20 protein-coding genes and 1 tRNA gene are annotated in these 25,692 nt (G+C 72.0%); 7 read left to right on the top strand and 14 right to left on the bottom strand.

Annotation, left to right across the window (positions count from 1 at the left end):
- Positions 1-397: 397 nt before the first annotated feature.
- Positions 398-910, top strand: coding sequence for a MarR family transcriptional regulator (locus tag ABZ404_RS28530; protein WP_358836067.1), 513 nt, complete (start codon positions 398-400; stop codon positions 908-910).
- Between the two features lie 69 nt (positions 911-979).
- Here the strand turns inward: ABZ404_RS28530 and ABZ404_RS28525 are convergent, their stop codons facing one another.
- The gene (locus tag ABZ404_RS28525; protein ID WP_358836068.1) at positions 980-2,521 is read right to left on the bottom strand and encodes an MFS transporter; all 1,542 of its coding nucleotides are present in this window, start codon (positions 2,519-2,521) and stop codon (positions 980-982) included.
- A 152-nt stretch (positions 2,522-2,673) separates the two neighbouring features.
- Positions 2,674-3,330 (bottom strand): helix-turn-helix domain-containing protein, encoded by a 657-nt coding sequence (locus ABZ404_RS28520; protein WP_358836069.1) that lies wholly within the window; start codon positions 3,328-3,330, stop codon positions 2,674-2,676.
- A 270-nt stretch (positions 3,331-3,600) separates the two neighbouring features.
- Between ABZ404_RS28520 and ABZ404_RS28515 the strand changes: the two genes are divergently transcribed.
- Positions 3,601-4,908: a M6 family metalloprotease domain-containing protein gene (locus tag ABZ404_RS28515; protein ID WP_358836070.1), complete on the top strand. Its 1,308-nt coding sequence runs from the start codon at positions 3,601-3,603 to the stop codon at positions 4,906-4,908.
- Between the two features lie 589 nt (positions 4,909-5,497).
- Here ABZ404_RS28515 and ABZ404_RS28510 read toward each other — a convergent pair.
- The 4 genes from ABZ404_RS28510 to ABZ404_RS28495 form a co-directional block, all read right to left on the bottom strand.
- Complete coding sequence (locus tag ABZ404_RS28510; protein ID WP_358836071.1) at positions 5,498-7,171, bottom strand: class I adenylate-forming enzyme family protein; 1,674 nt, start codon at positions 7,169-7,171, stop codon at positions 5,498-5,500.
- Positions 7,172-7,230: 59 nt separating this feature from the next.
- The gene (locus tag ABZ404_RS28505) at positions 7,231-9,231 is read right to left on the bottom strand and encodes an anthranilate synthase family protein (RefSeq protein ID WP_358991037.1); all 2,001 of its coding nucleotides are present in this window, start codon (positions 9,229-9,231) and stop codon (positions 7,231-7,233) included.
- On the bottom strand, positions 9,228-9,887 hold the full coding sequence (locus tag ABZ404_RS28500) for an isochorismatase family protein (protein ID WP_358837026.1): 660 nt from the start codon (positions 9,885-9,887) through the stop codon (positions 9,228-9,230). Before ABZ404_RS28500 ends, ABZ404_RS28505 begins: the two co-directional genes overlap by 4 nt.
- 119 nt (positions 9,888-10,006) lie before the next feature.
- Positions 10,007-11,179, bottom strand: a complete 1,173-nt coding sequence (locus ABZ404_RS28495) for a 3-deoxy-7-phosphoheptulonate synthase (RefSeq protein ID WP_358837025.1) — start codon at positions 11,177-11,179, stop codon at positions 10,007-10,009.
- Between the two features lie 409 nt (positions 11,180-11,588).
- Here ABZ404_RS28495 and ABZ404_RS28490 point away from each other — a divergent pair, with 409 nt between their 5' ends.
- On the top strand, positions 11,589-12,842 hold the full coding sequence (locus ABZ404_RS28490) for a transposase (protein WP_358837028.1): 1,254 nt from the start codon (positions 11,589-11,591) through the stop codon (positions 12,840-12,842).
- Here the strand turns inward: ABZ404_RS28490 and ABZ404_RS28485 are convergent.
- From ABZ404_RS28485 to ABZ404_RS28470, 4 genes are all read right to left on the bottom strand, one after another.
- A complete protein-coding gene (locus ABZ404_RS28485) occupies positions 12,821-14,788 on the bottom strand; it encodes a helix-turn-helix domain-containing protein (protein ID WP_358837024.1) in 1,968 nt (655 codons plus the stop codon). The genes ABZ404_RS28490 and ABZ404_RS28485 overlap by 22 nt on opposite strands.
- 393 nt (positions 14,789-15,181) lie before the next feature.
- Entirely contained in the window at positions 15,182-16,015 is an 834-nt protein-coding gene (locus ABZ404_RS28480) for a PhzF family phenazine biosynthesis isomerase (protein ID WP_358833976.1), read from the bottom strand.
- A gap of 55 nt (positions 16,016-16,070) precedes the next feature.
- On the bottom strand, positions 16,071-16,562 hold the full coding sequence (locus ABZ404_RS28475; RefSeq protein WP_358833975.1) for a PhzA/PhzB family protein: 492 nt from the start codon (positions 16,560-16,562) through the stop codon (positions 16,071-16,073).
- A 227-nt stretch (positions 16,563-16,789) separates the two neighbouring features.
- Positions 16,790-18,133, bottom strand: coding sequence for a glycosyltransferase family 39 protein (locus ABZ404_RS28470; RefSeq protein ID WP_358833974.1), 1,344 nt, complete (start codon positions 18,131-18,133; stop codon positions 16,790-16,792).
- Between the two features lie 362 nt (positions 18,134-18,495).
- Here ABZ404_RS28470 and ABZ404_RS28465 point away from each other — a divergent pair.
- Positions 18,496-18,568: transfer RNA gene (locus ABZ404_RS28465), tRNA-Arg, on the top strand.
- Between the two features lie 128 nt (positions 18,569-18,696).
- Here the strand turns inward: ABZ404_RS28465 and ABZ404_RS28460 are convergent.
- Positions 18,697-19,164: a tyrosine-type recombinase/integrase gene (locus ABZ404_RS28460; RefSeq protein WP_358833973.1), complete on the bottom strand. Its 468-nt coding sequence runs from the start codon at positions 19,162-19,164 to the stop codon at positions 18,697-18,699.
- A gap of 242 nt (positions 19,165-19,406) precedes the next feature.
- Between ABZ404_RS28460 and ABZ404_RS28455 the strand changes: the two genes are divergently transcribed.
- Complete coding sequence (locus ABZ404_RS28455) at positions 19,407-20,963, top strand: hypothetical protein (RefSeq protein ID WP_358833972.1); 1,557 nt, start codon at positions 19,407-19,409, stop codon at positions 20,961-20,963.
- Positions 20,964-21,623: 660 nt separating this feature from the next.
- On the top strand, positions 21,624-21,746 hold the full coding sequence (locus ABZ404_RS28450; protein ID WP_358991034.1) for a hypothetical protein: 123 nt from the start codon (positions 21,624-21,626) through the stop codon (positions 21,744-21,746).
- Here the strand turns inward: ABZ404_RS28450 and ABZ404_RS28445 are convergent.
- The 3 genes from ABZ404_RS28445 to ABZ404_RS28435 all read right to left on the bottom strand — a co-directional run bounded on the left by ABZ404_RS28445 (position 21,743) and on the right by ABZ404_RS28435 (position 24,294).
- Complete coding sequence (locus tag ABZ404_RS28445; RefSeq protein WP_358833970.1) at positions 21,743-22,588, bottom strand: DUF6415 family natural product biosynthesis protein; 846 nt, start codon at positions 22,586-22,588, stop codon at positions 21,743-21,745. The two genes, ABZ404_RS28450 and ABZ404_RS28445, sit on opposite strands and share 4 nt — an antisense overlap.
- A complete protein-coding gene (locus ABZ404_RS28440; RefSeq protein WP_358833969.1) occupies positions 22,585-22,869 on the bottom strand; it encodes a hypothetical protein in 285 nt (94 codons plus the stop codon). Before ABZ404_RS28440 ends, ABZ404_RS28445 begins: the two co-directional genes overlap by 4 nt.
- Before the next feature lie 174 nt (positions 22,870-23,043).
- The gene (locus ABZ404_RS28435; RefSeq protein ID WP_358833968.1) at positions 23,044-24,294 is read right to left on the bottom strand and encodes a helix-turn-helix transcriptional regulator; all 1,251 of its coding nucleotides are present in this window, start codon (positions 24,292-24,294) and stop codon (positions 23,044-23,046) included.
- Positions 24,295-24,945: 651 nt separating this feature from the next.
- Between ABZ404_RS28435 and ABZ404_RS28430 the strand changes: the two genes are divergently transcribed.
- Positions 24,946-25,512 carry a Uma2 family endonuclease gene (locus ABZ404_RS28430; protein WP_358833967.1) on the top strand — a complete coding sequence of 189 codons (567 nt, stop codon included), beginning with the start codon at positions 24,946-24,948 and terminating at the stop codon, positions 25,510-25,512.
- Positions 25,513-25,692: the final 180 nt, after the last annotated feature.

The raw sequence follows: 25,692 nt of genomic DNA, 5'->3' as shown, positions 1-25,692 counted from the left end.
ATCCGATGGAAACAACGGCTGGAATCCGGACAGAATTCCCGTCCGGACCATCGATTTCCGGATCATGCAGTACCCTGTGCCGCCACCGGTGCCGCACGGATGCTGCGGGAACGTACAGAGGCGCAGGTCAGGCCCGGTGCCGGAGTCTTCGACCCCGGACCGTGAGCGCCGCTCCGGTGAGACCGGCGTCACATCCGAAACAGTTGCCTTCACCTCGGAAGAGCCCTCCCCGTTTCCGTTCTCTCCCACCGTGAAGACGACCCGCGCCGCCTCCTGGTTGCTCAGGATGTCCAGACTGCCCTGGTTCCCTGGTACCCCTCTCGGCCCAACAGCAACGGGGTGAGGCAAAGGAGCGGGCAGGTGGTATCTTGTTCAACTTTCAAGAAGCGCCGGTACAGTGGAATCCATGACCACCACCCCCGCCGAGGAGCCGCGCTGGCTCAGCGACGACGAGCAGCGCACCTGGCGTGCCTACCTCCACGCCACCACGCTTCTGGAAGACCATCTCGACCGCCAGCTCCAGCGGGACGCCGGGATGCCGCACATCTACTACGGGCTGCTCATCCAGCTCTCCGAGGCTCCCCGGCGGCGGCTGCGGATGACCGAGCTGGCCATCGGCGCCAAGATCACCCGCTCCCGGCTCTCGCACGCGATCGCGCGGCTGGAGAAGAACGGCTGGGTGCGGCGCGAGGACTGCCCCTCCGACAAGCGCGGCCAGTTCGCGGCGCTCACCGACGAGGGCTTCGAGGTCCTGGAGCGCACCGCGCCGGGCCATGTGGCCGCCGTGCGCCAGGCGATGTTCGACCGGCTCACGCCCGAACAGGCGGAGCAGCTCGGGCAGATCATGCGGGTGATCGCCGAGGGCCTGCAGCCCAAGGACGCGGGAGCGGACCTGCCCTGGCTCCGCTGAGCCGGACAGGTCCGCGTCTGGTGTGTGCTCTGCTTCCCGCTTACGCGTCCCCCACGTAGGCGGTCGGCGTCAGTGGGCGATCACCGGCACCCGGATCTCGTCCTCGGCGCCCTCGCCGTCACCGGAGCCGGTGAGCGAACCGGTGTCGGGGCGGCCGGTGTTGATGAAGGTGACCGCGATCGCCGAGGCGACCACCAGGATGCCGACCGCCCACCAGATGGCACTGGTGAAGCCGTGCACCATCGCCTGAAGCTTCAGCAGCTCCACGCTCTTGGCACCGGCGGCGTGCGAGGTGGCGTACGCCGTGGTGGCGGAGGCGGCGATGGTGTTCAGCAGGGCCGTACCGATGGCGCCGCCCACCTGCTGCGAGGTGTTGACCATGGCGGAGGCGACACCCGCGTCACGCGGCTCGACCCCGATGGTGGCCAGCGACATGGCCGGCATGAACGCGGTGCCCATGCCCAGGCCGAGCAGCAGCTGCGCCGGCAGGATCAGCCCGGCGTAGGAGGTGTCGATCTGGAGCTGGGTGAGGATCAGCATGCCGATGCCGGCGGTCAGGAAGCCGGGGCCCATCAGCAGACGCGGCGGCACCCGGGTCATCAGCCGGGCACCGATCTGGGTGGATCCGGTGATCATGCCCGCGATCATCGGCAGGAACGCGAAGCCGGTCTTGACCGGCGAGTAGCCCTTCACGACCTGGAGGTAGTACGTCAGGAAGAGGAAGAGGCCGAACATCGCGATGATCGCAAGGCCGAGGGAGAGGTAGACCCCGCCCCGGTTGCGGTTGGTGATGACGCGCAGCGGCAGCAGCGGGTGCTTGACCCGGGCCTCGGTGGCGACGAACCCGGCAAGCAGCACGACGGCCGCGACGAACATCGTCACCGTCAGCGTGTCCGACCAGCCGGCCGACTCGGCGCGGGTGAAGCCGTAGACCAGCGCGACCAGGCCGAGGGTGGACAGGACCACGCCCGGGACGTCCAGCGGCGAGCGGTTGCGGGTGCCGGAGGGCTCACGGATCACGAAGTAGGCACCGGCGGCCGCGACGATCGCGAACGGGATGTTGACGAAGAAGGTCCAGCGCCAGTTCAGGTACTCGGTGAGGAAGCCGCCGAGGATGAGGCCGACGGCGCCGCCGCCACCGGCGATCGCGCCGTAGATGCCGAACGCCTTGGCGCGCTCCTTGGCGTCGGTGAACATCACCGCGAGCAGGGAGAGCGCGGCGGGCGCGAGCAGCGCGCCGAACGCGCCCTGGAGCGCGCGGGAGCCGAGCAGCATGGCCTGGCCGGTGGCCGCGCCGCCGAGCGCGGAGGCCGCGGCGAAGCCGAGCAGACCGACGACGAAGGTGCGCTTGCGTCCCCAGAGGTCGGCTATGCGGCCGCCGAAGAGCAGCAGACCGCCGAAGGCGAGGGCGTAGGCCGTGATGACCCACTGCTTGTTGCCGTCGGAGATGCCCAGGTCGGTCTGGGCGGAGGGCAGGGCGATGTTCACGATCGTCGCGTCGAGCACGACCATCAGCTGGGCGAGCGCGATGAAGGCGAGGGCCTTCCAGCGACTGGGGTCAGGAGCGAGGTCCTGGGGCTCGTGCTGGCGAGCCTCGACGGTTTTCGACATGGGTGTAGCCACCTTGGGACGTGATGGTGCGATGAGCAGAGTGCGGAGTGCGGAAGTGCGACGTACGTACTGAGGTCTGTGTCTGTGTCTGTGTCTGTCTGGGGCTGAGGGCTCGGTGCGCGGAGCGGACTCGCCGCCCGGACGCGGGTCGGTCAGGGCTGGCTGAGGTCCTGCATCGTCGCCGCCGTCCCCGGCAGCTCGGACCGCGCCGGGGCCATGAGCCCGTCGAGGAAGAGCTGGAGATGGCGGTGGACGAACCGGTCCATGTTCGGGCACGCGGTGCCCGGCAGCGGCCGGGTGAGCTGGGTGAGGGCGACCATCAGATCGCCCACGTCGACGTCGTCGCGCAACTGGCCGCTGCGCCGGGCCCGCGCCATCAGGACCCGGACGGCCCCGTCGAGGCGTTCCCGGGCGGCGTTCAGCTCCGGCACGTCCTTGTCGAAGCTCTCGGAGAGCATCGGGCACAGGGCACCGATGCGCTCGTCGGCCGCGTTGAAGACGAACCGGCGCAGCGCGGCGAAGGCGTCGGGCTCCTCGGCGGTCGCGGTCTCCGCGGCCACCGCCCCCCGCTCCATGACCGCGAGCACCACGCTGGTGATCAGCTCGGTGCGGTCGCGGAAGTGCCGGTAGAGCGTGGCGTTGCCGATGCCCGCGCGCTTGGCGATCTCGTCGAGCGGCACCATGGCGCCCTCCTCGACGAACATCTCGCGCGCGGCCGTGATGATCCGCTCCCGGTTGCGCAGGGCGTCGGCCCGCGGCCGCGGGGCGCGACGGGGCTCCGCTGCGGTGCTCGGGGTGGCGGTGGACACGGCGTGCTCCTTCTGCTGCGTACGAAGTCGTCGTCCGAACCGGAACCGGGGAGGCTCTCCCCGTTTCGGCGGGACACAGGTGCAAACGGGGAAACGCTCCCCGGTTATTTCCGGCTCCGGGCCCTGTTTCCTGTGACCTGAGTCACACCTGCCGAGCCGGAAAACCACACGCCCGGCCCACCCAGCGCGCGCCCCCGACACGCCCGACACAGGGTGATCGCACGAGCGCAGCCCGGAGCGGCCGGCTGCCGTGGGCGAAGGCGAGTGCGCATGGAGGAGTCCGGCAGACCGCGCCGTCGGATACCCGGCGGGCCGCGCGACCCGCGCCGCCGCCGCACCGTCGCGGGCGCGGCCCTCGCCGCCGCCGTGCTCGCCTCGATGACCGCGGGCAGCACCACCCTGATGCCCCCCTTGCGGGCGTCGGCCGGCCCGGTGGCCACCGGCGGCGAGACCGCGCTCGCCCCGTGCCGGATCAACGCCACCCTCGGGGTGCAGATGTCGGAGGGCCTGCCCACCCCGCCCGGCTACACCCACTCCACGGGCACGATCCGCGCCCTGACCCTGATGGTCGACTTCCCGGACGCGCAGGGCACCGAGTCCGCGCTGAGCCGGTACGCGGAGTTCTTCCCCCAGACCACCCAGTGGTTCCGCACCGCCTCCTACGGCCGGCTCGACTACCGCCCCGACGCCCCCCTCCCGCAGTGGCTGCGGATGCCGCAGTCCTTCGCCGCGTACGGCATAGAACGCGGCTCGCCGTACGAGCCGGGCTACCGGCGGCTGGTCAAGGACATCGTGGCGGCGGCCGACTCCCGGGTGAACTTCGCGGCGTACGACCTGGTGAACATCCTGATGTCGCCGAACGCGGGGCCGTCCGCGCTGGACACCGTGCTGTCGGTGACGTTCTCCGGGAACGAGGAAGCGCCGCTCGCGGACGGCGTCCCGCTCTCCAACACGTCCTTCGTCTACAGCCGCCAGGACGACGGGTCCGGCTCGTACCGCGAGACGGGCTACCGGGTGCTGCCGCACGAGAACGGCCATGTCTTCGGGCTGCCCGACCTCTACACCCCCGAGGGCGGGGGCGCGGTCGGCCACTGGGACATCATGTCCGAGGACTGGGGCGCCAACAACGACCTGCTCGGCTGGCACAAGTGGAAGCTGGGGTGGCTGGACAACGCGCAGGTGGGGTGCGCGGCGGGGGCCGGGGCCAGCGAGTACCTGCTGACCCCGCTGGCCGCTCCCGGGACGGGCCGCAAGCTGGTGTTCGTACCCCTGTCGGACGAGAGCGGGTACGCGGTGGAGGTGCGGACGCGGACCGGGAACGACGAGGCGGTGTGCAAGCCGGGGGTGCTGGTGTACCGCGTCAGCACGGACGTCGACACCGGGCGCGGGCCGATCACCGTCGCCGACAGTGCGAAGGACAGCGGGGGGTGTACGCGGCGGCCCAATGTCCACGCGGAGCTGTCCGACGCGCCCTTCGCCTCCGGGGAGACGTTCACGGACCGGGAGCGGGGGGTGCGGGTGTCGGTTCTGGGGGCGGACGAGCTGGGGAACTATCGCGTGCGGGTCACCCGGGGGTGAGGATCCGTGACCCCCGGGAGGACCCCCACCCCGCCCCTTCCCGAAAGCCCTCGGGCGGGCGGCCGGGACCTTCGTGCCTGCGGCCCGTGCCCAGCCTGTGGCGCAGTTCCCCGCGCCCCTGAAGGTCCGGGACTTCACCTGCGGGCCGGTGGAGGGCTGGTCGCGCAGTTCCCCGCGCCCCCTATTCGGCCCGGACTTCGTCTGCGGGCCGGCGTCGGTTGCTCGCGCAGTTCCCCGCGCCCCTAGGGGGTTGCCCGCAGCCGGAACAGTCGGCTCAGCCCCAGGCTTCCACCGGAACAGTCGGCTCAGCCACAAGCTTTTAGGGGCGCGGGGAACTGCGCGGCCGGCCACCCACGGCCCGCAGACGACAGCCGGCCTTTCAGGGGCGCGGGGAACTGCGCGAGCAACCCACCACCGCGCCGCAGACGACCCACCACACCCAGCCGCCCCCCACCTACCGCAAAACCCACCCACCCCAGGGGCGCGGGGAACTGCGCGACCAGCCACCCACCACCCGCAGACGAAAGCCGGCCCATAAGGGGCGCGGCCGGTCACCCGCGGCCCGGCGCCCGACGGGCGGCCTCGGGGATCATCGGCGTCGCAGCCAGTCCTCCACCTCCGTCCGCAGCTCCCGCTTCAGTACCTTTCCCGTCGCGTTGCGCGGCAGCGGCCCCGTCCGGGCCAGCACGTGCGCGGGCACCTTGTACGCGGCCAGGACCCGCGCCGCGTACGCCCTCAGCTCCTCCGGCGTGACCGGCGAGGCCACCCGCACCACCGCCGCCACCTCCTCGCCCAGCTCCGCGTGCGCCACCCCCACCACCGCCGCGTCCAGCACCGCCGGATGGCCGTGGAGGACGGACTCGACCTCCACGCAGTAGACGTTCTCGCCGCCCCGGATCACCATGTCCTTGATCCGGTCGACCACCGCGATCCGGCCGTCCCGCGCCACCGCGAGGTCACCGGTCCTGAACCAGCCGCCGACGAAGGCGCGTGCGGTGGCGTCGGGGTCGTTCCAGTAGCCCCGTACGTTCGCCTGGGCGCGCAGCCACAGTTCGCCGACCTCGCCCTCGGGCACGTCGGCGCCGTCCTCGCCGACGACCCGCACCTCGGTGGTGGGCGTCGGGCGGCCCACGCTGTCCGGCCACCGCCGGTACTCCGCGCCGAAGTTGGCCAGCACGCCCCCGCTGGTCTCGGTCAGCCCGTATCCGTTGCGCGGCTCCATCCGCTCCCCGTACCGCGCGGTGAGCCGTACCACCAGGGTGGGCGGCGCGGTGGAGCCGCCGGTGTTGAACATCCGCAGCGACTCCATCGGGTCGCCCGCCCGCTCGGCCTCGTCGAGGAGCTGGAGGGCGGTGGTGGGGACGCCCGCGTAGTGCGTCACGCCGTGCTCGCGGATCAGGGCGAGGGCCCGGCCCGCGTCCCACGCGCGCATCATGACCAGGGTGCCGCCCGCGCCCATCACCGAGTAGAAGCCGCTGAACCCCGCGACGTGGAAGAACGGATAGGTGACCAGGGACACCGGCGCGGGCCCCTGCCCCGGCACCAGGCCCCGGCCGAGCGCGGAGGCCGCCGCGTGGAAGCGAGGGTTCATCGCCGCCCCGGCCTGGGCGAGGTGGGTGGCCACGGCCCCCTTGGGGCGGCCGGTGGTGCCGGAGGTGTAGATGATCGTGGCGTCGTCGTCCGGCGACACCGTGACGTCCGGCGGCCCGGCGGCCGGGTCGGGCGCGCCCAGGTCCTCGTACGCCTCGAAGCCCGGCGGAGGAGTGCCCGCGCCCTGGAAGACGATGCCCCGCACCCCCGCCGCCCGCGCCCAGTCCGCGACCCGCTCCGCCCGCTCCCCGTCCACGAGCAGCACCCCGGGCGCGCAGTCGTCGAGCGCGTACCCCAGCTCGGACGCGGTCCACCAGGCGTTCAGCGGCACCGCGACCAGCCCGGCGAGCTGGGTGGCCCAGAACGCGATCTGCCACTCGGGGAGGTTGCGCATCGCCACCGCCGCGCGGTCGCCCCGGCGCAGCCCGTACTCCTCCACCAGGCGCCGGGCCAGCGCCGAGGCCGCCGCGAAGAACTCCCCGTAGGTGTACGTGCCGCTCTCCGCCACGAGGAACGGCCGGTCCCCGTACGCCCAGGTGACCTCCACGAACTCGCGCAGGGTCCGCGGGCCCCCGGTGTAGAGGAGCACCCCGTCCGGCCCCCGCTCGACGGCGAAGGGCGCCCCGGGCGCGGTCAGGAGCGCTTCGGCGGCGGCGGGGGTGTACGGCGGCACGAGGGCCCTCCTTGGCGGCGGGTGCGGGGCGCGGGGCTCCTCGTAACATAGACGCCGCCTCAGCCCGGCAGGAGGCCGCCCGGGCTGGAGCGGACCACCGCGGTCAGCGCCTCGGCGAGGACGCGTACGCCGTCCTCGGTGAGCACCGACTCGGCGTGGAACTGCATCGAGGCGAAGCCGGGGCCGCGCAGCGCGTGCACCTCGCCGGTGTCCGCGTCGCGGCTGACCGCGATGACGCCGTACTCGGGGTGGGTGAGCTTGTCGTCGGCGCTGCGGGCGGCGAACGTGTTGTAGAAACCGACCCGCTCGTACGCGCCGAAGAGGTCGATCTCCTTCTGGACGCCCTGGTTCGGGGTCTCGCGCCGGGCCAGGCCGAGGCCGAGGAGGGTGGCGAGGACCTGGTGGCTGAGGCAGACCGCGACGAACGGGCGCCGCTCGTCGAGGAGCCGGGTCACGGCCGCCCGCAGATGGGCGATCTTGGGGTGGCCGGTCTCCCGGGGGTCGCCCGGCCCGGGGCCCATGACGACCAGGTCGTGGCCCTCGAAACCGTACGGCTCGTCGAAGCGGCGGACCGTCACCTCAAGCCCCAGGGCGGCCAGTTGGTGGCCGATCATCGCGGTGAAGGTGTCCTCCGCGTCGACGATCAGCACCCGGCGCCCGGCCAGCTCCTCGACGGGCGCGGCCCGCCTGGCGGGGTCGCGCAGCCAGAAGCGGGCGATACGGTCGTTGCGCCGCTCCAGCGCCTCGCGCACCCGCGGGTGCGCGGCGAACCGTCCGGCACCGGCCGCGCCGGGGGCGGCGGGCTCGTCCGCGTCCAGGGCGGCGAGGAGCCCCGCGGCCTTCGCCCGGGTCTCGGCGACCTCGCTCAGCGGGTCGGAGTGGCGCACCAGGGTCGCGCCGACGCCGATGCCGATCCGCCCCTCGGCGCTGATGTCGGTGGTACGGATGAGGATGGCGGAGTCCAGGGTGCGCCCGCCGTGCGCGTCGCGGCCGATGAGGGCCATGACCCCGCTGTAGTAGCCGCGCCCCTCCGGCTCGTACCGGGTGATCACCTTGCAGGCGCTCTCCAGCGGGCTGCCCGTGACGGTGGGGGCGAACATCGTCTCGCGCAGGATGTCGCGCACGTCGTGGGAGGTGCGGCCCTCGATGAAGTACTCGGTGTGGGCGAGGCGGCCCATCTCCTTGAGGTACGGGCCGACGACCCGGCCGCCGCCGTCGCAGATCCGCGCCATCATCTTGAGCTCCTCGTCGACGACCATGTAGAGCTCGTCGGCCTCCTTGCGGTCGGCCAGGAAGGCCATCACACCGGGCAGGTCTGGGCCGGCCGCCGGGTAGCGGTAGGTGCCGCTGACGGGGTTCATCACGGCGGTGCCCCCGTGCAGGCTGACATGGCGTTCGGGGCTCGCGCCGACGAAGGTGCGCCCGCCGGTGTGCACCAGGAACGTCCAGTACGCGCCGGACTCCCGCTCCACCAGCCGCCGGAAGAACGACAGCGCGCTGCGCGGGGTGTACGGCGTGATGTCCGCGACGAACGCGCGCTTGACGACGAAGTTGGCGCCCTCCCCGGTGCCGATCTCGCGCTCGACGACCTCGCGCACGATCGCGGCGTAACTGTCGTCGTCCACGTCGAAGCGGCCGCCGGTGAGGACGACCGGCTCGTCGGGCAGCCGCCGCAGGGCCTCGGCCAGCGGCAGTGTGCCCTGCTCGGCCACGGACATCACGAGCAGCGGTTCGCCGTCGTCGGTGCCGGCGAAGCCGCGCTCGACGATCTGCCGGTACGGCACGACCGCCAGCACCTCGTGGCGGGCGCCCGGCCCGGCGGGCGCCTCGGGCACCGGGATCGCGGCCAGCGTGTCGACGGCGCCGACCTCCCCGAGCAGCACCTCCAGAACGTCCCGGCCCACCGTCTCGGGCCGGTGCAGCAGGGCGTACGCGGCGGGGGCGCGGTCCAGGACGCGGCCGAGCAGATCGTGGCCGAGCGGGTCATGGTCCAGCGGCTCCCGGCCCGGCCGGTCCGGGCCCGGCCGGTCCCCGTCCGCCGGGAGGCGGCCGTCGCTCATCGGTGCGCCCCGTCGACGGGGGCGAGCTCGGCGAGGACCGCCTTGGTGGTGGTGACCACCGCGCAGCGCCCGGCCGCGTACTCCAGGGCGAGGCGGTGGTGGCGCTCGGCGAAGTCCGCGACCGCGTCCGCGACGAGGAAGGGCTGGATGTCGTGGGTGAACGCCTCCACCGCCGTCATCAGCACGCCCACGTGCGCGTACACCCCGCAGAGCACCAGCTGGTCGCGGCCGGCCGTACGCATCCTCTCCAGCAGGTCCGACCGGAAGAACGCGCTGTAGCGCCACTTGGTGAACAGCCAGTCGTCCGGGCCGGGTTCCAGCTCGTCGACGATCTGGCGGTCCTCCGGGGTGACCCGCATGCCCGGCCCCCAGAAGTCCTTCAGCAGCCCGCGCTCCCGCTCGCTCATCCCGCCCGGCTGGGCGGTGTAGGCGACCGGGATGCCCGCGGCGGCGCAGCTCTCGCGCAGCAGCACGGTGTTGCGCAGCAGGGGGCCGCCGGGCGACTGGTCCGCCGGCAGCGGCCGCAGGAAGTAGCGCTGCATGTCGTGGACGAGCAGCACCGCCCGGGCGGGATCGACCGTCCAGGGCGCGGTGTTCGCGGGGAGGTCGCCCTCGGCGGGCATCGGATACGGGTCGATGGTGGGCAGGCCCGCCATGGAGGATCCTTTCGCTGTGCCGGTACGGGTGCGCGGTCGGACGCGGCGTGCGTTCATCGGCGTACGTACGTTCACGGCGTACGTGCGCGGCGTACGTCCAGGGGCAGCGGCGGCCGGGGTCAGCCGAGCCAGGCCGAGGCCACCGCGACCGCCTGGCGCGGGTTGAGCCGCGGGTCGCAGAAGCTCGTGTACTTGTCGCCCACCTCGTGCAGCCGGTCGTGGTCGGTGACGCACTCGGTGACGTCGTCGGGGGTGGTCTCCAGATGGATGCCGCCGGCGGTGCCGCCCGCCGTGGTGACCGCCCGGTGGAACTCCACGACCTCCCGGACGACCGTCTTCACCAGCCGCGTCTTGAGCCCGTCGGGGCCGGCGACGGTGTTGCCGTGCATCGGGTCGGTCAGCCAGATCACCGGGTGGCCCGCCGCGCGCACCGCCGCCACCAGCGCGGGAAGCCGCTCCCCCACGGTGTCCGCGCCCATCCGGGCGATGAGCGTGAGGCGGCCGGGCTCCCGGCCGGGGTCGAGCCGCTCGCACAGCGCCAGCAGGTCCGCCGAGGTCGTCGATGGGCCGACCTTGCAGGCCACCGGGTTGGCGACGGCCGCGAGCAGCGCCACATGGGCGCCGTCGAGCCGTCGGGTGCGCTCGCCGACCCACGGCCAGTGGGTGGAGGTGAGCAGCGGCCGGCCGTCGTCCCGGGCGCGCAGCAGCGGCAGTTCGTAGTCGAGCAGCAGCGCCTCGTGGCTGGTCCACACCGGCGCCTCGTGCCGCGCCCCGCGCCCCGGGCCGCTCCAGCCGAGCAGTTCCAGGATGCCGCGCGCCGCCCGGTAGCCGGTCAGCATCCGGGTGGGGTCGGGGCGGCGCAGCTCGGGGTCCGGCTCGGGATCGTTGACCATATGGCCCCGGTAGACGGGGAGTTCGACCCCGGCGACCGTCTCGGTCGGACGCGAGCGCGGCTTGCCGTACTGCCCGGCCAGCCTTCCCACCCGCAGCACCGGCTTGTGCGAGGTCATCCGCATGACCCCGGCGAGCACGTCGAGCAGCCCCGCCTTGCGGGCCACGTCCCCGTGGCCGCTCTCCGCCCAGTCCTCGGCGCAGTCGCCGCACTGCACGACCTGGACGCGCCCGGCGGCGACCTCGGCCAGCCGCCCGCGGAGCCGGTCCACGTCGTCCGCCTCGACGAGCGGCGGCAGCGCGGCGAGCTCCCGCCGTACGCGGACGAGTTCGGGGTGGCCCTGCCAGTCCGGTTGCTGCACCGCGGGCAACGAGCGGAGGAACGTGTGGACGCTGTTCACCTGAAGCCTCCCTGCGTGGCGTGGCACCGCTCACCCGAGGGGCGGATCAGGAAGCGGCCGGACGCCGACTCTCGCAAACCGCGGGAGGAAAACCGAAGGGCGTGCCGCGGACTCCGTGACCTCCGCGCCGGACCTGGGCCGGACTTGACGGAGTGTCCGTCCCGTACGGCGGGGGGAGAAACAGCCGCACCGCGCCGCCGGGCCCCGGTGGCGCAGTCACCACCGGGGCGCACGGTAGCGCGTGACGTCCCGCGCGGAACCGGTGCGCGGGCGGGCCGGCAGTGGCGAGCCACCCACGCGGCGGCGCGACGGGGTGCCCCGTGCACCTCGCCCCTCCCTCCGGCCCCGGCCATGGTCGAAGGGGTGGCTCCGACTGGCCGCCCAGAGCTTCCAGGGGGTTTCCGTGAGCATGCCCGCCGGCCGTACGCGGCCCGTCCGGTACCGTCCCGCCGCCGCCGTGTCGCAACGCACCTCGCCCGCGGTGATGTACGAGCGGGAGTTCATGCTCAGGGACCTGAGCAGCACGCTCTTCGCGTCCCTGCCCCGACGGGACCAGCGCCACAAGGGCGAGCAGTACCTGCGCGGGCTGCTCACGGCCAGGGGACGCCGCTCCATCCGCAACGTGGCGGCCTGCCTGGGCGATCCCACCCTGGAGCAGACCCTCCACCACTTCATCTGCAACTCCACCTGGGAGTGGCGCCCGGTGCGTGAGGCGCTGGCCTGCTGGGTCGGCCACCTCATCGCCCCGCGCGCCTGGGTGGTGCGGCAGACCCCGATCCCCAAGTCCGGCCGCCACTCGGTGGGCGTGGGCCGCGGCTTCGACCTGCACCGCAACCAGATGTTCCACGGCCAGCAGGCCTTCGGCGTGTGGTGCGCCTCCCCCGAGGCGGCGGCGCCGGTGAACTGGCGGCTGGTCCTGCCGGAGCGGCGGGGCGAGGGCGGCGAGGGTAGCGCCCCGGGCGCGCCCGGCAAAAGGTCCCGCGGCCACACCGGTGAGACGCCCGAGGAGTGCGCCACCACCGCCGCCCTGGACTTCGCGGACCTGCGCGGCGCCCCGCTGCTGCCGGTGGTGCTCGACCTGCCCGCCCGCGACCCGAACGCCGTCGTACGGCGGTTCGCCGCGGCCGGGGTGCCGGTGCTCGTACGCGTCGGGCCGGGGGCCCTGTTCACCGTGGAGGAGCCCGCCCCGGCCGGGTTCGCCGCGGGCGCGCTGCCCGCGCACCGCATCCTCGACTCGGTCCGGGGCCGCCGCCAGCGCGTCGGCGCCTTCGCCCCGGACGCCCCCGCGGGCGTACGGAACACCACCGCGGTCAAGGTACGGGTGGGGCTGCCGGGCGGGACGCCGGTGCCCCGGGACGCCCGCGAGGGTGCTCTGGCGCTGCTCGGGGAGTGGCGGGAGCCGCACGGGACGCCGAGCGGGCTGTGGCTGACCAACATGGGCGGGGTGCCCGCCGCCACGCTGCTGGGCCTGACCCGGCTGACCGACCGGGTCGGCCGGGACTTCGCGGAGCACGGGGACCGGGCGGGGCTGCGGGACTTCGAGGGGCGCTCCCTGCGGGGCTGGCACTGCCACATGACGCTCGCCTCGGCCGCCCACGCCGTCCAGGTCCTGGCCGCGGCGCGGCGCGGGCGGGAGGAGGGTTACGTCCCCAAGGTGTCCTGAGCCCCGTCGGCGCCCTCCCGCCGGCCGGGCAGCGCCTCGCGCCGGCGGCGCAGTACGTCCCGGGCGCGCAGCAGCCGTAACGCCAGCTGGGCCTCGGTGGCGCGCTCGGGGCGCTGCCAGCCCGGGCCGAGCAGCTCGGTGATGCGTTCCAGGCGTCGGGTGACCGTGTTGGGGTGAACGTGCAGACCGCCCGCCGCGCGGGTGGGGCTGCTGCCCGCCGCGAAGTACGCCTCCAGCGTCTCCGCCAGCCGCGTCATGCGCTCGGCGTCGTGGTCGAGCACCGGCCCGAGGACCGAGGCGACGAACCCGTCGACGTCCTGGTCGTCGGAGAGCAGCAGCCCGAGGAAGCCCAGGTCGTCGAGGGAGGCGGCGCTGCCCGCGCCGTCCAGCGCCAGCAGCGCGTCGAAGCAGCGCAGCGCCTCCTGGTACACCCGGGCCACCGAGGGAAGCGAGTCGGCGGGGCCCGCCGAGGCCACCGTGACGGGCCCGGTGAGCAGCGGCGACAGCTCGCCGGAGACCGCGCGGGCGACGGCCGAGGCGTCGGCGCCGGGCAGCAGCAGCACGACGCCGCCCTCGTCCGCCTTCATCAGCCCCGAGCCGCGGTAGGCGTACGAGGAGGCCCACACCACCGCCTTGCCGTGCTCCTCGCCCTCCGGCCGGACCACCACCACGATGTGCGACGCGTCCGGGTCGAGGCCCACCTGCCGTGCCTGGCGGGCGAGTTGGTCCGGCGCCTGGGCGGCGGCGGTGAGCAGGGCGTCGAAGAACTCCTCGCGCGGCGGCCCCTCCGCCACGGCCGTGCTGCGCCGCACCGCGAACAGCAGCGCCACCGCCTGTCCCACGAAGCCGAGGAAGGCCCGCTCGTCCTCGGTGGGCTCCCACGCGGCCCGCAGCAGCACCAGACCTGGCTCCTCGCCCGCGCCGACGGGGGCCGCCCACACGTCCGGGGCGACCTGGACCGGGCCGCCCGCCGCGTGCGTCTCCAGGGCCGCCTCCCGTATCCGCGCCTCGTCGAGGTCCGGCGCCCGACCCGCGCCGGCGAGGACGCGCCCGCACCCGTCGCTCACCACGAGCCCGGCGCCGAGCGCCGCGGCGGCGGCCTTGGCCAGCTCGTGCGGATCACCGCCGCCCAGCACCAGCGCGGCCAGCCCCGCCCGCGCGTCCGCCAGCCGCCGCAGCCGCGCGATGGCGGCGTCCGCGCGCACACCCGCCGACTCCAGCGCGACGATCTCCTTGCGGGAACGGTCGAGCAGCCGGGCCTTCTCCAGGGCGACCGCGGCGAAGTCCGCCAGGTACCGCATGACGCTGATCTCGTCCGGGGTGAAGTGCCGCACCACCCGGTCCGCGCCGTACAACGCCCCGATGGACTCGCCTCCCTGACGGATCGGCACCACCATGACGGCGTGCAGCCCCTCGGCCCGGACCATCGCGTCGAGCTGCTCGCCGTGCGGAATGCGGTCGTCGTTGAGGTAGTCGGAGGTCCAGGAGGGCGCGCCGCTCTCGTGCGCCAGTTCCCCGAGGCCACGGCTCTTCTCGACCACCAGCCCCACGTTGAGCGAGGTGGTGTCGCCGTCCGAACTGTGCACGTACGAACCGCCGCCCGGCGTCCGCAGACTGATGTACGCCATGTCGAACCCGAGCAGCCGTCGGGCGCGGCTGGTGATGACCTCCAGCAGGCTGTCGGGGTCGTAGGGGATCGTCATGTCGTGGACGGTGTTGACCAGATCGGCCATCACCGACTCCCGCTGGCGGCGCTGCTGGCCGGAGGCCTGGATCTTCAGGGCGAGCATGGTCGCCCTTTCCAGTTCCTCCAGCGGCGCGGAGGGCAGCTTTTCGCGGCGGGCGCGGTCGAGCAGCTCCTGGAAGTGCGCGGGCGGCGCATCGACGGCGAGCAGTTCCAGAACGGCCAGTGCCGGGGAATCCGATAACGCCTTGCCGTCCGCCATTGCCGCCGCCCCCCATAGGCTCGGAACAGGGCGCGAGCCCCCATCGAACCTACGTTCCCGGGTAGGGCGGGTCAAGGCCGGGTCAAAGGGGCTGACCAGGGCGGGAGGCGGGGCTTGAGCGGGGCGCGAGGGGGGCGCCCCGGGGGGTGCGCGGTGCGGGGTTGCCGGGCGGGGGCGGCGGGGGGTTGCCGGGCGGCCGGCCGGGCCGGGGGGCGCGGCAGCGGGCGGTGGTCGACGCGGCCGGGCGGTGGTCGACGCGGCCGGGCGGTGGTCGGCGCGGCCGGGCGGTGGTCGCGCGGCCGGGCGGTGGTCGGTGTACCGGGAGCCCCTCTCCACGTAGCGGGAGCCTCCCCACACGTAGCGGGAGCGTCCCTACACGTAGCGGGAGCCTCCCTACACGTAGATCGTGCCGTGGGCGAGCACCGCCCCGTGACCGCCGACGTGCACCGCGGCCACCTCCTCCCCCTCCCCCTCGACGTTCGCGTACATCGGGGACGGGCGGCCCATCTCCACGCCCTGGAGGATCTCCAGGTCCTGGCCGTAGGAGGCGAGGCCGTGGCGTGCCAGGTGGATGGCGACGGGCCCGGCGGCGGAGCCGGTCGCCGCGTCCTCGACGACGCCGTACGCCGGGGAGAACATCCGCGAGCGCCAGTGCGTGCCGGAGCCCGCGAAGCAGTACGCCGACATGTCGGGGAAGGCGCGCAGCGCGTTGTGGTCCGGGGTCAGCGCGGAGAGCGCGGCGACGCTCTCCAGGCCGACGAGCACGTGCCGGGGCCCGTTGCGGTACGCCTCGACGGGTGTGACCGACGCGTCGAGCCCGAGGGCGGCGAGCAGCGCCCCGGCGTGCTCGTACGGCTCCCAGACGGGCACGGGCTGCGCCATCCGTACGGAGGTGGCGTCGTCGCCGTGGACCAGCTCGAAGGGGATCGCGCCCATGGCGGTCTCCAGGACGAGCCGGTCGGCCTTGCGCGGGCGGCCGATGGCGACCGCCGTACCGAGGATCGGATGCCCGGCGAACGGCAGCTCGTTGACCGGCGTGAAGATCCGTACGCGCGCGTGGCCGCCGTGCCGGGCGGGGAGCACGAAGGTGCACTCGGAGAGGTTCATCTCCTTGGCGATCCGCTGCATCACCTCGGCGGGCAGGTCCCCGGCGTCGAAGAAGACGGCGACGGGGTTGCCTTCGAGGGGGGTACGCGCGAAGGCGTCCACGACGGTGTACTCATGCATGGAACGGGGTCTCCTGGGGGCGCGGGTACCGGGGGCCGGGGGCCAGGGGCCGGGCTCAGGTGGGGATGCCCTCGCGCCTGACCACGGGGACGGGGATGCCCAGGGCGCGGAGCTGTTGGTTCGGGTTCATGAACTCCCGTTGCAGCTTGATCTTCCCGTTCTCGAACTCGAAGGAGTGGAGGAAGTGGTTCCGGTAGTGCCCCTCGGGATAGCCGGGGAAGAGGATCTTCCCTTCGCCGTCGCACTCCACCCAGAACCGGTTCGGGTCCTGCGTCTCGAAGATCTCGACGTTGATCCACACCCAGTCGGGGAAGCACTTCAGCGACCACACGGCGTGCTCGCCCAGGGTGTCGCGCCCACGGATGGCGATGGGCTCACCGGTGTCGGTGGTCCACAGTCCGCCCACCCCGTCCTCGGTGAACAGCAGGTGCCGCCGGAGCCGGTCCTCGCCACGGCAGTTCATGTACTGCTCGACCACGGCCCGATTGCTCCGCCGCACCTCCGCGTGGTCGTCCTGGAACGTATGCGGCCGGGTGGTCTCGGACATCGCGCGATCCTCCAAGTGCTGCGTCGACGGGTGCGCTGCGAGCGGCTTCGGCCTCGCGTACGTACCGGGGGCCCCGGGGCCGTACCGCACCGCGACCCTGTTCCGGGGCGGGCCGCGTCGGCAACCGGGCGCGGGGGACTTTGGCAGGTGCGGCGGAGACCGGGGGCGGACCTGACGGAGTACGGGTCCCGGGGCGGGGCTGCGGGCCGCACTGCGAGGCGGACGGACTACGGCGAGTGCGTCCAGACCATGGTCAGGTACCCGCTGTAGAAGGCGGAGGCGAGGGCGGCTCCGGTGAGGGTGCACCACACGGTCGTCCGGCGGGCGCGGGCCATCGCGGTGGCGAGGGGGAAGAGGAGGGGGAAGGCCGGGAGCAGGAAGCGGGCCTTGGCGTGGAAGAAGCCCGCCCCGCCGACGGCTATGAGGACAAGGGCGGCGGCATAGACCCAGATCACCAGGGGCGGGCGGCGCAGGGCCAGGACGGCGAGCAGGATGACGGCGGTGACGACGGTCGCGGCGGCCACGACGTAGTCGAGGGTGAGGGTGGGGAGGGTGAACAGGTCGCGCAGGCGCTGGGCGGTGAAGACGCCGCCGTCGAAGGTCGAGCCCCATTGGCGCTGTTCGACGAAGTACCCGTCCCAGCTGCCCATGCGGTGCCCGACCCAGACGACGAAGGCGGCCCAGCCGAGGGGTGCCAGGGCCATCGCGCCGTACAACCGTGCGGTGGGGCGGCGCGGCGCGCGTCTGCCCCGGGCGGGCAGGAGCTGCGGGGTACGCCTGCCTCCGGCGGGGAGCAGCTGCCATGCGGCGCTGAGCACGACGGCGGCGATGACGGCGAGACCCGAGGGGCGGGTCGCGCCGGCGAGCAGGGCCAGCGCCCCGGCGGTGAGCCAGGCCCGGCACAGCACCGCGTACAGGGCCCAGGCGGCGAGCGCGGTGAACACGGGCTCGGTGTAGGCCATGGACTGGACGAGGGCGTGGGGCACGACCGCGTACAGGGCGACCGCGAACAGGGCGACCCGCGCGTCGTACAGCTTCTCCGCGACGGCGAAGATCCCCCAGGCCGCGAGGAGCGAGGCGGCCAGGGCGACGAGCCAGGCCGACCGGTCGGCCGGGAGCCCGGTGACGGCGGAGGTGATCCGTATCAGGGCGGGGTAGAGGGGGAAGAAGGCGAGCTTGCAGGTGGGGCCGCCAAGACCGCAGCCGGGCACCATCGGGCTGGTGTAGCCGTGCTGGGCGATGTTCAGATAGAAGACGGAGTCCCACCGGGTCGCCAGCACCTCGTGCAGCCCCAGCCCCTTGCGGTGCCCCCAGACGCCCACCACGCCTATACCCACCAGGCGCAACGCGATGTGGAGCAGCAACGCGGTCCGCGCCCGCCGCCAGGAGTCGCGTACGGCTTGGGGGGTGGTGCGGGGGTGGTGATCAGGTCCCTGGTGATCGGGTCCCTGCTGGCCAGGCCCCTGGTGGTCAGGCCCCTGCTGGCCGGGCCCCTGGTGATCAGGCCCCTGCTGGCCAGGCCGCCGCGCTGCCGCGTCGAGCGTGTCGGCCCATATGTGGGTGCCTGCCACGTTCCACTCCCCGTCCGCCTGAAGTACTCCGCCCAGGCGGAACCGCGTTCACATTCACTGTTACGGGGAGACACCGTACAGACCGCGGTGCCGGGCCCCCGCCGCACGGTCGCCGTCAACTCCCCCGCCACAAGGTCGCCGTCAACTCCCCCGCAGGCGGGACCGTTGCCCCGGCCCCCTGACCGGGATCCCTGACCGGGACCCCCAGCGCCCGGCATCTCCCCGTACGCCGGGCACGCCACCCGCTACACTGGCGGCGGCGATCAGTCGCTCGTCCGGTTGATCACCCATCTGTCCGAACGTGCCGAGGAACGGGACCGCGTCCGCGATCCGCTCTTCGACACGAGGGCCGACAGATCCCCGCCTCCGTAGCTCAGGGGATAGAGCACCGCTCTCCTAAAGCGGGTGTCGCAGGTTCGAATCCTGCCGGGGGCACAACGCGTTACCGCTCTGACCTGGGGGTTTCCCCCCCAGGGAGGGCTCTACTCGGCCTCGAACTCCTCGTCCGGGACCGTTTGCGTGAGTTGGTGCGTGAGCGGACGGAGAGTTGATCTCCGAAATTTCTACCGACGGATCAGCATCATCCGGCACGTACTCCGGGCCGGGATGCTCCACGTCGTCGGGCTCGGCCTCCGCTTCGAGGGGGTGTTTTCGGAGGTGGCGCGGGCGCGCGGGACGAGCTGGGCTGCGGCCTCGGCGACCGCCAGGTCCGCTTCGGGGAGCAGGCTCGTGTACGTGTCGGCCGTGGTGGTGATCGAGGAGTGGCCGAGCATCTCCTGGATGGCCTTCAGGTCGGCCCCGCCGGCGCGGGCCAGCGTCGCGGCGCCGTGGTGGAGATCGTGGAGCCGGACCGGCGGAAGGCCGATCTCCTCGTACACCTCGATGAACTGTTGCGTGACATTGGCGGGGTGCAGCATCTCGCCGTTCTCCTTGGTGAAGACACGTTCGGTCTCGACCCAGGCGGTCCCCCATTTCTCGCGGTCCTTAGCTTCGGGCGGGATTGTCAGTGCTCCGTGCGACCGTGATCGCACTTGGGTCATGGGATGGTCACGGCTCGATGAGCGCCCATCTCGTTCGCTGGCATGACGCTGACAGCAAGGGGAAATCCGTGGCAATACTCCTCGGCACGTTGCTCATTCGTCGTCTCACATCCTCGAATGGTGAACGGAGAACAGGGACAGGGGCAGGGTTGCCCAGTCCACGCAGGGTGGGGGACGAGGTCCGATCCGGCGCGTCACAGATCGATGCAGCTGTCGGCGGCTTCGAAGTCCCCGTGCCAGTTACCGAGTTCGACGAACGGGTGGATCTGATCTTCCGGACTCCGAAGCGAGAGCGTGATCAGCTGCTCGCCAAGGGGTTGTGCGAACAGCAAGGTTGGGCGATCCGACCGGCCAGCGAACAGGAAGATACCGGGCGGCCGGAGAACCAAGCCGCGTACGTCGTGGAGGTCCGACTTCCCGGCTCGCGCAGGGGTGCCGAAACCGGCGCCCGCAAGCGGCTGCTGGAGGTTGTGGGCAAGCACGTGCCCGTGACCATCGTGGGAGGTTCCCTCGTCCGCACTCAGGCGTCCGAGCCGTTGGTGACCTGGCGGGTCTTTCAAAAGTCCGGCTGGCAAAGCAGGCGGGGCCTTGGCTGGTTGGCCTCGCTGCGCAGCCAGTCAGGACTCGCCGACGAGCAGTGCACCATCGACGTCGTTCCATCCGTTGATGAAGCGGAGGTCCTGGAGCGGCTCGGGCAACAACGGCTCGGAGGTTTCGAGTTCGACGAGTCATGCCATGGAGTGAGAAAGAGCGTGGGGCCCAAGGCCAATGAGGTGGCGGAAGGTAGGAATCCCTGGTGGCACGACCGCCGAGGGGTAGCATGCCGCCTTGCCCTGGGATTCCTGCTCATGTTCTACGGCTGGCTTGCATATGACCGATCCCTGCTCGGCCAGCTGGCCATGTTCGCACCGCTCGCCGTCGCCGCGTGGTACGTCGGTAGCTGGTACACGAGTAATGCGCGTCGCCCTCGGCTCTTGCGCTGGGCAGCTGGGACCCTGCTCTTCGTCGGCAGCGCGATGCCCGGATACATCTGGCACCAACAGAACCCCTACGGGGTCGCCGCACAGGTCAGAAGCATTCTACTCACATGCACCTGTCTGGCTCTGCTGTGGTTTGTACCCCGGGGATGCTGGTTCGCCATTCGCCAGACCTGGATCAGCAGGCACGCCGCCGCCCTACTCACCGTGTTCGTCCTGCCCTTGCCGTGGGCCCTGCCGTTCGTCGGCTCGTTCCTGCAGTTCTTGTATCTGGAGGATGCATTCGGAATTCCCGCTGACTCGGTCTCAACCCCCGTCTATTGGACCGGTGCATCCGCACTGCTCCCTACGCTCGGCTGCATAGGGCTGCTGCTGCCGTCTCTGGCCCTCTACGGCTGGGCGCGCCACTTCCACTGGGCTTGGGAGAAGAGCATTGTGAGCGCCGTGTCCGCATGCACTGCCGCCATGCTCGTCGTCGCTGGTGGAGCTGCGTTCATGAACCGAACCTCCGAAGCAGCCCACCGCGCCGCCCGTGATGTGGTGAACGCGACCGCCCCGGAACCTTACTTCGGAATCCAGGGCAGGCGGATGTGCGTACAGCCACTCGAAGGCAAACTCTCTGTGCACAACGGACCACTCCCAACCGATCGTCCGCTGCTCGCCTTCAGCACGGGCGGCGATGTCCTATACCTGTGGGACCCAGTGCGCGCCCAGGAGCGTGGCGGACCTGACCCCGTGATGTCGGTGCATTCGGCAGAGGTCTCGACATACGCGGTAAACGACGGTGAGAGCCACTGCCCGAAGCGAGCTTGAGGCGCAACAAGCAGAACACCAGAAACCCAGGCACTGATCTCGCCTCAACCCGATTCGGGACAAGGAGGTCGGCAGCTTAAGGCTGGATGGACCTACATGCGGGCGGGACACCGGACAGAACATCACTGCACCGACGGAGACCTCGCTGGTCAGACGAACGGAATTGCGTGAGCGATGCGTGAGCGGACGGTGGAGCATGAGCCGCCAGAGGCAGGACTGGTGATCATGCCAGGTGGTGCTGACCTGCGAGGACAGCACCACCTGGCATGATCCAACACCCTCGATCAGGGATTCGATCCCGCTCCTAAAGTGGGTGTCGCAGGTTCGAATCCTGCCGGGGGCACCAGTGCTTCAAGGCACTACACGACAAAGAGCCATGTCGGGGCAGGTGCCCCGACCTGGCTCTTCTCTGTAGCTCCCGCGCTGTACACGGTCTGGCACGTCCTCGAAACGGTCTCCCTCGCGCGGCGATCTCCTAAATATCACCTAAATGATCACGGAGAAAGCCCAGGTCGCACCCGGCGAATACGGAACGGCCCCCTGCTCGCATGGAGCAGGGGGCCGACCGGTGCCGGGCTCGAAGGTGCCACCTGCGGACACCCGGAGCATCTAGGGGCGGGGGTTACCCGCCAGCCACGGGAACACAGATTGAGGAGCGCGTTGGCGCCGACCGGCAGACCATCAACCGCGGTCGAGATGGAGCACCACGCCGCCCGGATCGACACGCTGCTCCTGATCGCCGACGCCCTCGACGTGCCGCTGTCCGACCTCGTCCGCCCCTAGCGACCGACAACGACCGACGTCGGCCCATCGGGTGACGCCTCCAGCTCGCGCAGCAGCTGCACCACATCACGGCAGCACTCAGCGAGATTCCGCGCGTGCACGTACTGCCGGACCGGCGTGTTCTCCTCCCGCACCTGGCCCAGCTGTCGGTGCGCCTCGGTGATGGCCAGCAGGACGCGGCTACGCGCGGGAGCGTCGGATGGCATCCGGGCCGCCGCGTCGTGGAGCGCTGGCAGCGCCAGCATGAGGTAACCGTGGGCCCGCGCCGTCGCTTCCGCCGCCGCATCCAGATCGTGCGCCCGGGTTGTCGTCCCGGTCAGCAGGGCGCGGCATCCCCGCTCGATGTCGCCCAAGTCGAGGCCCGGCGCGGACCTTGGGTTGGCGATGCGCTGGGTACCGAGCCGGATCAGCCGGCCAACCCCTTCCGGTGTGCAGAGGTCACCTACACCGCGGGGCGGAAGCAGCCAGTAGATCCCGGGCCGTGCGGTGCGGGGGAGGTCGGGGACCCCGAGATAGGTCCCGCGGGCAAGGTGCTGGACGTCCCGGGTGTCGTGCTGGGTACAGGTGCCCGGTGGTACGAGGGCGTAGTAGGAGACGCTCCTCGCGTATGCGTCGTGGATGACCGGGCCGTCCAGCATCCGCTCCAGATGCGGGCCGACGACCTCGGGGTGTCCGCTCTGCATGGCGGCATGGACGATCTCGGCGGAGATGCGCACGGCGTCGAAGATGCCGCCGCAGGGGAGCATGGCCGCGCCGCCCTGCGCCCACTCCAGCCAGGCCGCGGACGGGGTGGTGTGCGCGGACGCGAGCCACTGGGAAATGGCCGTCTGCTGGTCGATCACGATGCGACCGCCTCAGATGTCTCGACGCACCGGATGAACGCTCCGAGGTCTGTCAGCCAGGCGCCGAGCTTGGCCCGGTCCGTCGGCGTGCTGGCGCCCATGTGGGCAGCGGACGGCGTGATGATTCCCGCGACCCGGCCCTCCTCGGCGAGGTGGGTGACGCGCATCAGGGCGCGGCGCTGCGAGCGTGGCCGGTCCGTGGGCGCGATGTCGTACAACGCAGCGGTGACGACGAGATCCTGCTCGGTGGCGTAGGCCCGCAGTTGCTCAAGCGTGGGCACGCAATCGTGATCCGTAGCTACGCAGGCGTACAGAGCCACACGTGGGCGTGGATCTCGGGCGGGTTCCGGGCTGATGGCGTGCACAGGGCGCCCCCTCATCGGTGATGGATGGTCTCCGTCTCCGAACGTAGGGGCGCCCTGCGGATACCGAGGACACAGATGGTGTCCCCTTGCTCACGCAGCGAGCAGACCGACCTTCGTGGCGAGCTCAGCCGCTCGGCGCCGCCGGTCCGCGACCTTCGACTCGGCCTCTTCCAGGATGATCGACTTCGCGTAGCCGTTGTAACGGATCGTCTCGGGCGCCGATTCGTACGCCTTGTCGAGAGTCGCGATCGCCACGTCCGGCTGCCCGTCGAGCTGGAAGCCTCGGGCTTCCTCGATCCGGTGCCGGGCCCTGCGCGGCCGCGACGGAATCGTCACGCTGTCCGCCCGCCCGGCCTGCCTCACCGACTCCGGACCGGCGTGGAGTTCAACCGCCACGGTCACCGCGTGCGCGCCCATGATGGCGCGGGAGAACGACGTCACCGGGTGGAAGTAGTCGACGGGCAGCCGCCCGGCCATCTCCCGCGCCCTGTCCCAATGCCCCCACGCCACACCCTTTTCGCCGCGGCGAGCCGCCGTATACCCGGCCTCGAACGTGAGCGCTCCAGCAATCGCCAGCACGGGGTCCGAGGCATCCGGCAGGAGAGGCGACAGGTACCGCAGAGCTTCGACGGTGACCGCGTCGGCAGCCTCGTAGTGGCCGGGCCCGGAGTCGCGGTGAGCCTGCGCCATCAGCCACGCAGCGACGCCCACGGCGTGGGGGTCGTCGCTCTGCTGGGCTGCGACCATGCCGCGCTCGGCGACCCGCCACAGCAGGCTGCTGTCGGGCTGGTAGGCCACGAAGAACTGCGACAGCGAATACACCTCGGCGAGCACTGCCTGCGCCGCGCGCCACTCGGCGGGCTGCTGCGCCTGACGGACCGCGAGCTGCGCGTCCTCAATGAGACCGGGCAACAGGGAGCCGATGACCTCGCGGTGGTTGGGGGCGGAGTGCCGCTGCGACCAGGCGAGTTCGAGCCGGGCCCGCAGGTGCTCGGCCGACGGTGCCTCGCGGCTCGTGGTCAGGGGGTAGGAGTCGACGGCCGCGCGGACGGCGGCGAGCCGCGGGTGGCCAGGGCCGATGAACAGGTCGACGTGCCTGTCCGGTCGACCGGTGAGATCAGCGAGGTCCCGGACACGCAGCGCCTCCGCGATCATCATCACCATATCGATGCCGGGTGCCTGGAGTTGACCGTTCTCCACTCGCTTCACCCAGCTCGCCGACTTGTCGACGAGCCCGGCGAGGACGGTGCGGCTCATGCCTCGGCGCTCGCGGAGGATCTGCATTCTCTGGCCGAACCTCAGCGGGTCGACGTACGGGTCCGGGGTAGCGTCAGGTGACACGGCCTTGTCCCATCTCTGTGCAGCTAGTCACTTCACAGGGTATGGGGCAGGGCCCTTCTCATGTGAGCCGCTCGTCAAGGGTGCCGCGCCGAGGCGGCCGACCTCGCCCGGACGCAACGGTGGATCGAGCAGGAGCGGGCCCGGCTCACCGAGGAAGCACGCCGCCGGACACCCGCGCCCCCGCCGCCCTGGCTCGGCCGAGCAAGGACACACTTCGGCATTGGATTCAGCCAAGGCACACGTGTCGCCGTACTTCAGGCAGGTGCCGATGAGATCAACAGGTGTGCTCAGGAGACAGGCTGGAAGTTCAATGATTCTCGGTCGGTCGACATCCAAGACTGACGTCAACGCCTGTATACAGCGGTGGCCGTGCGCGCGATCTCGCGCAGCCACAGCGTCCAGACAGCCTTACGGCCGAGCGGCACGGACTCCGGGCCGGGATGCCGCGAAGGGCCCTCTGGATGCGCCGGCGCACGTCAGGGGCGCACGCCAGACCTACCAGCGCCCATGAACATGAAGCAGCCCCGGCTCCTGCGCAGACGCCGGTCGGCGGTGCGGGGCGTGAGCGGGATCAGCGTGCCGGACGGGTGGCAGCCAGTACGCTGAGTCCAGCGGGATCGGGTCCTCAGCACAGTGTCCGGGAGGTGCTTCATGGCAGCCGAGATGGTGGCCCCGGCGTGGATGCACGAGCAGATCACGGCGGAGGAGTACGAGTCCTGGTCCGAGGAGCAGTGCGCCGGGATCGAGATCGTGGACGGGATGGTCGTCGTGAGTCCGAGTGCGTCGAAGCGGCACAACCGACTCGCTCGGATTCTGGCGAACGCCCTGGATGCCGCCGCAGGCCCGGAGTGGAACGCCGACACGGACTTCGACGTCCGGCTTCAGGACGTCCCGCTCACCAATCGCCGCCCGGACGTCGTCGTGTACCGCGCGGACACGATCGACATCACCCCCACCCGTCCTGAGCATGTGCTGCTGGTCGCGGAGGTGGTGTCGCCGGGCTCGGAGACCACCGACCGGGTCGTGAAGGTCGACCAGTACGCCAAGGCGGGCATCGGCTTCTACTGGCGGATCGAGCAGGCCGCGACCGGCCTTCCTCTCGTGTACACGTACGTTCTCGATCCCGCGACGGGGGCCTACCGGGACGGAGAGGTGTTCACCGGCGTCCTCAAGGCCGCGGCTCCCTTCCCGGTGGAAATCGACCTCGGCCACATCTGACCCACCAGCCGGACCAAGCGGCTCGCCGCGCGTTACTGACCAGCGGCAACAGCATCGCCCGGCAGCGCCACCTCGCCGCGACCGCGCTCCCAGCGCTCCCAGCGCTCCCCGCACATGAGGCGAGCCGGAGCCTCACCACTCCGCCAGATTCCGCACCGCGGTCCTCGGCAGGACCCGTCG

It is taken from the genome of Streptomyces sp. NPDC005878 (genome assembly GCF_040629815.1).
GTDB lineage: Bacteria > Actinomycetota > Actinomycetes > Streptomycetales > Streptomycetaceae > Streptomyces.
This window is presented reverse-complemented; position numbering and strand designations above follow the sequence as displayed.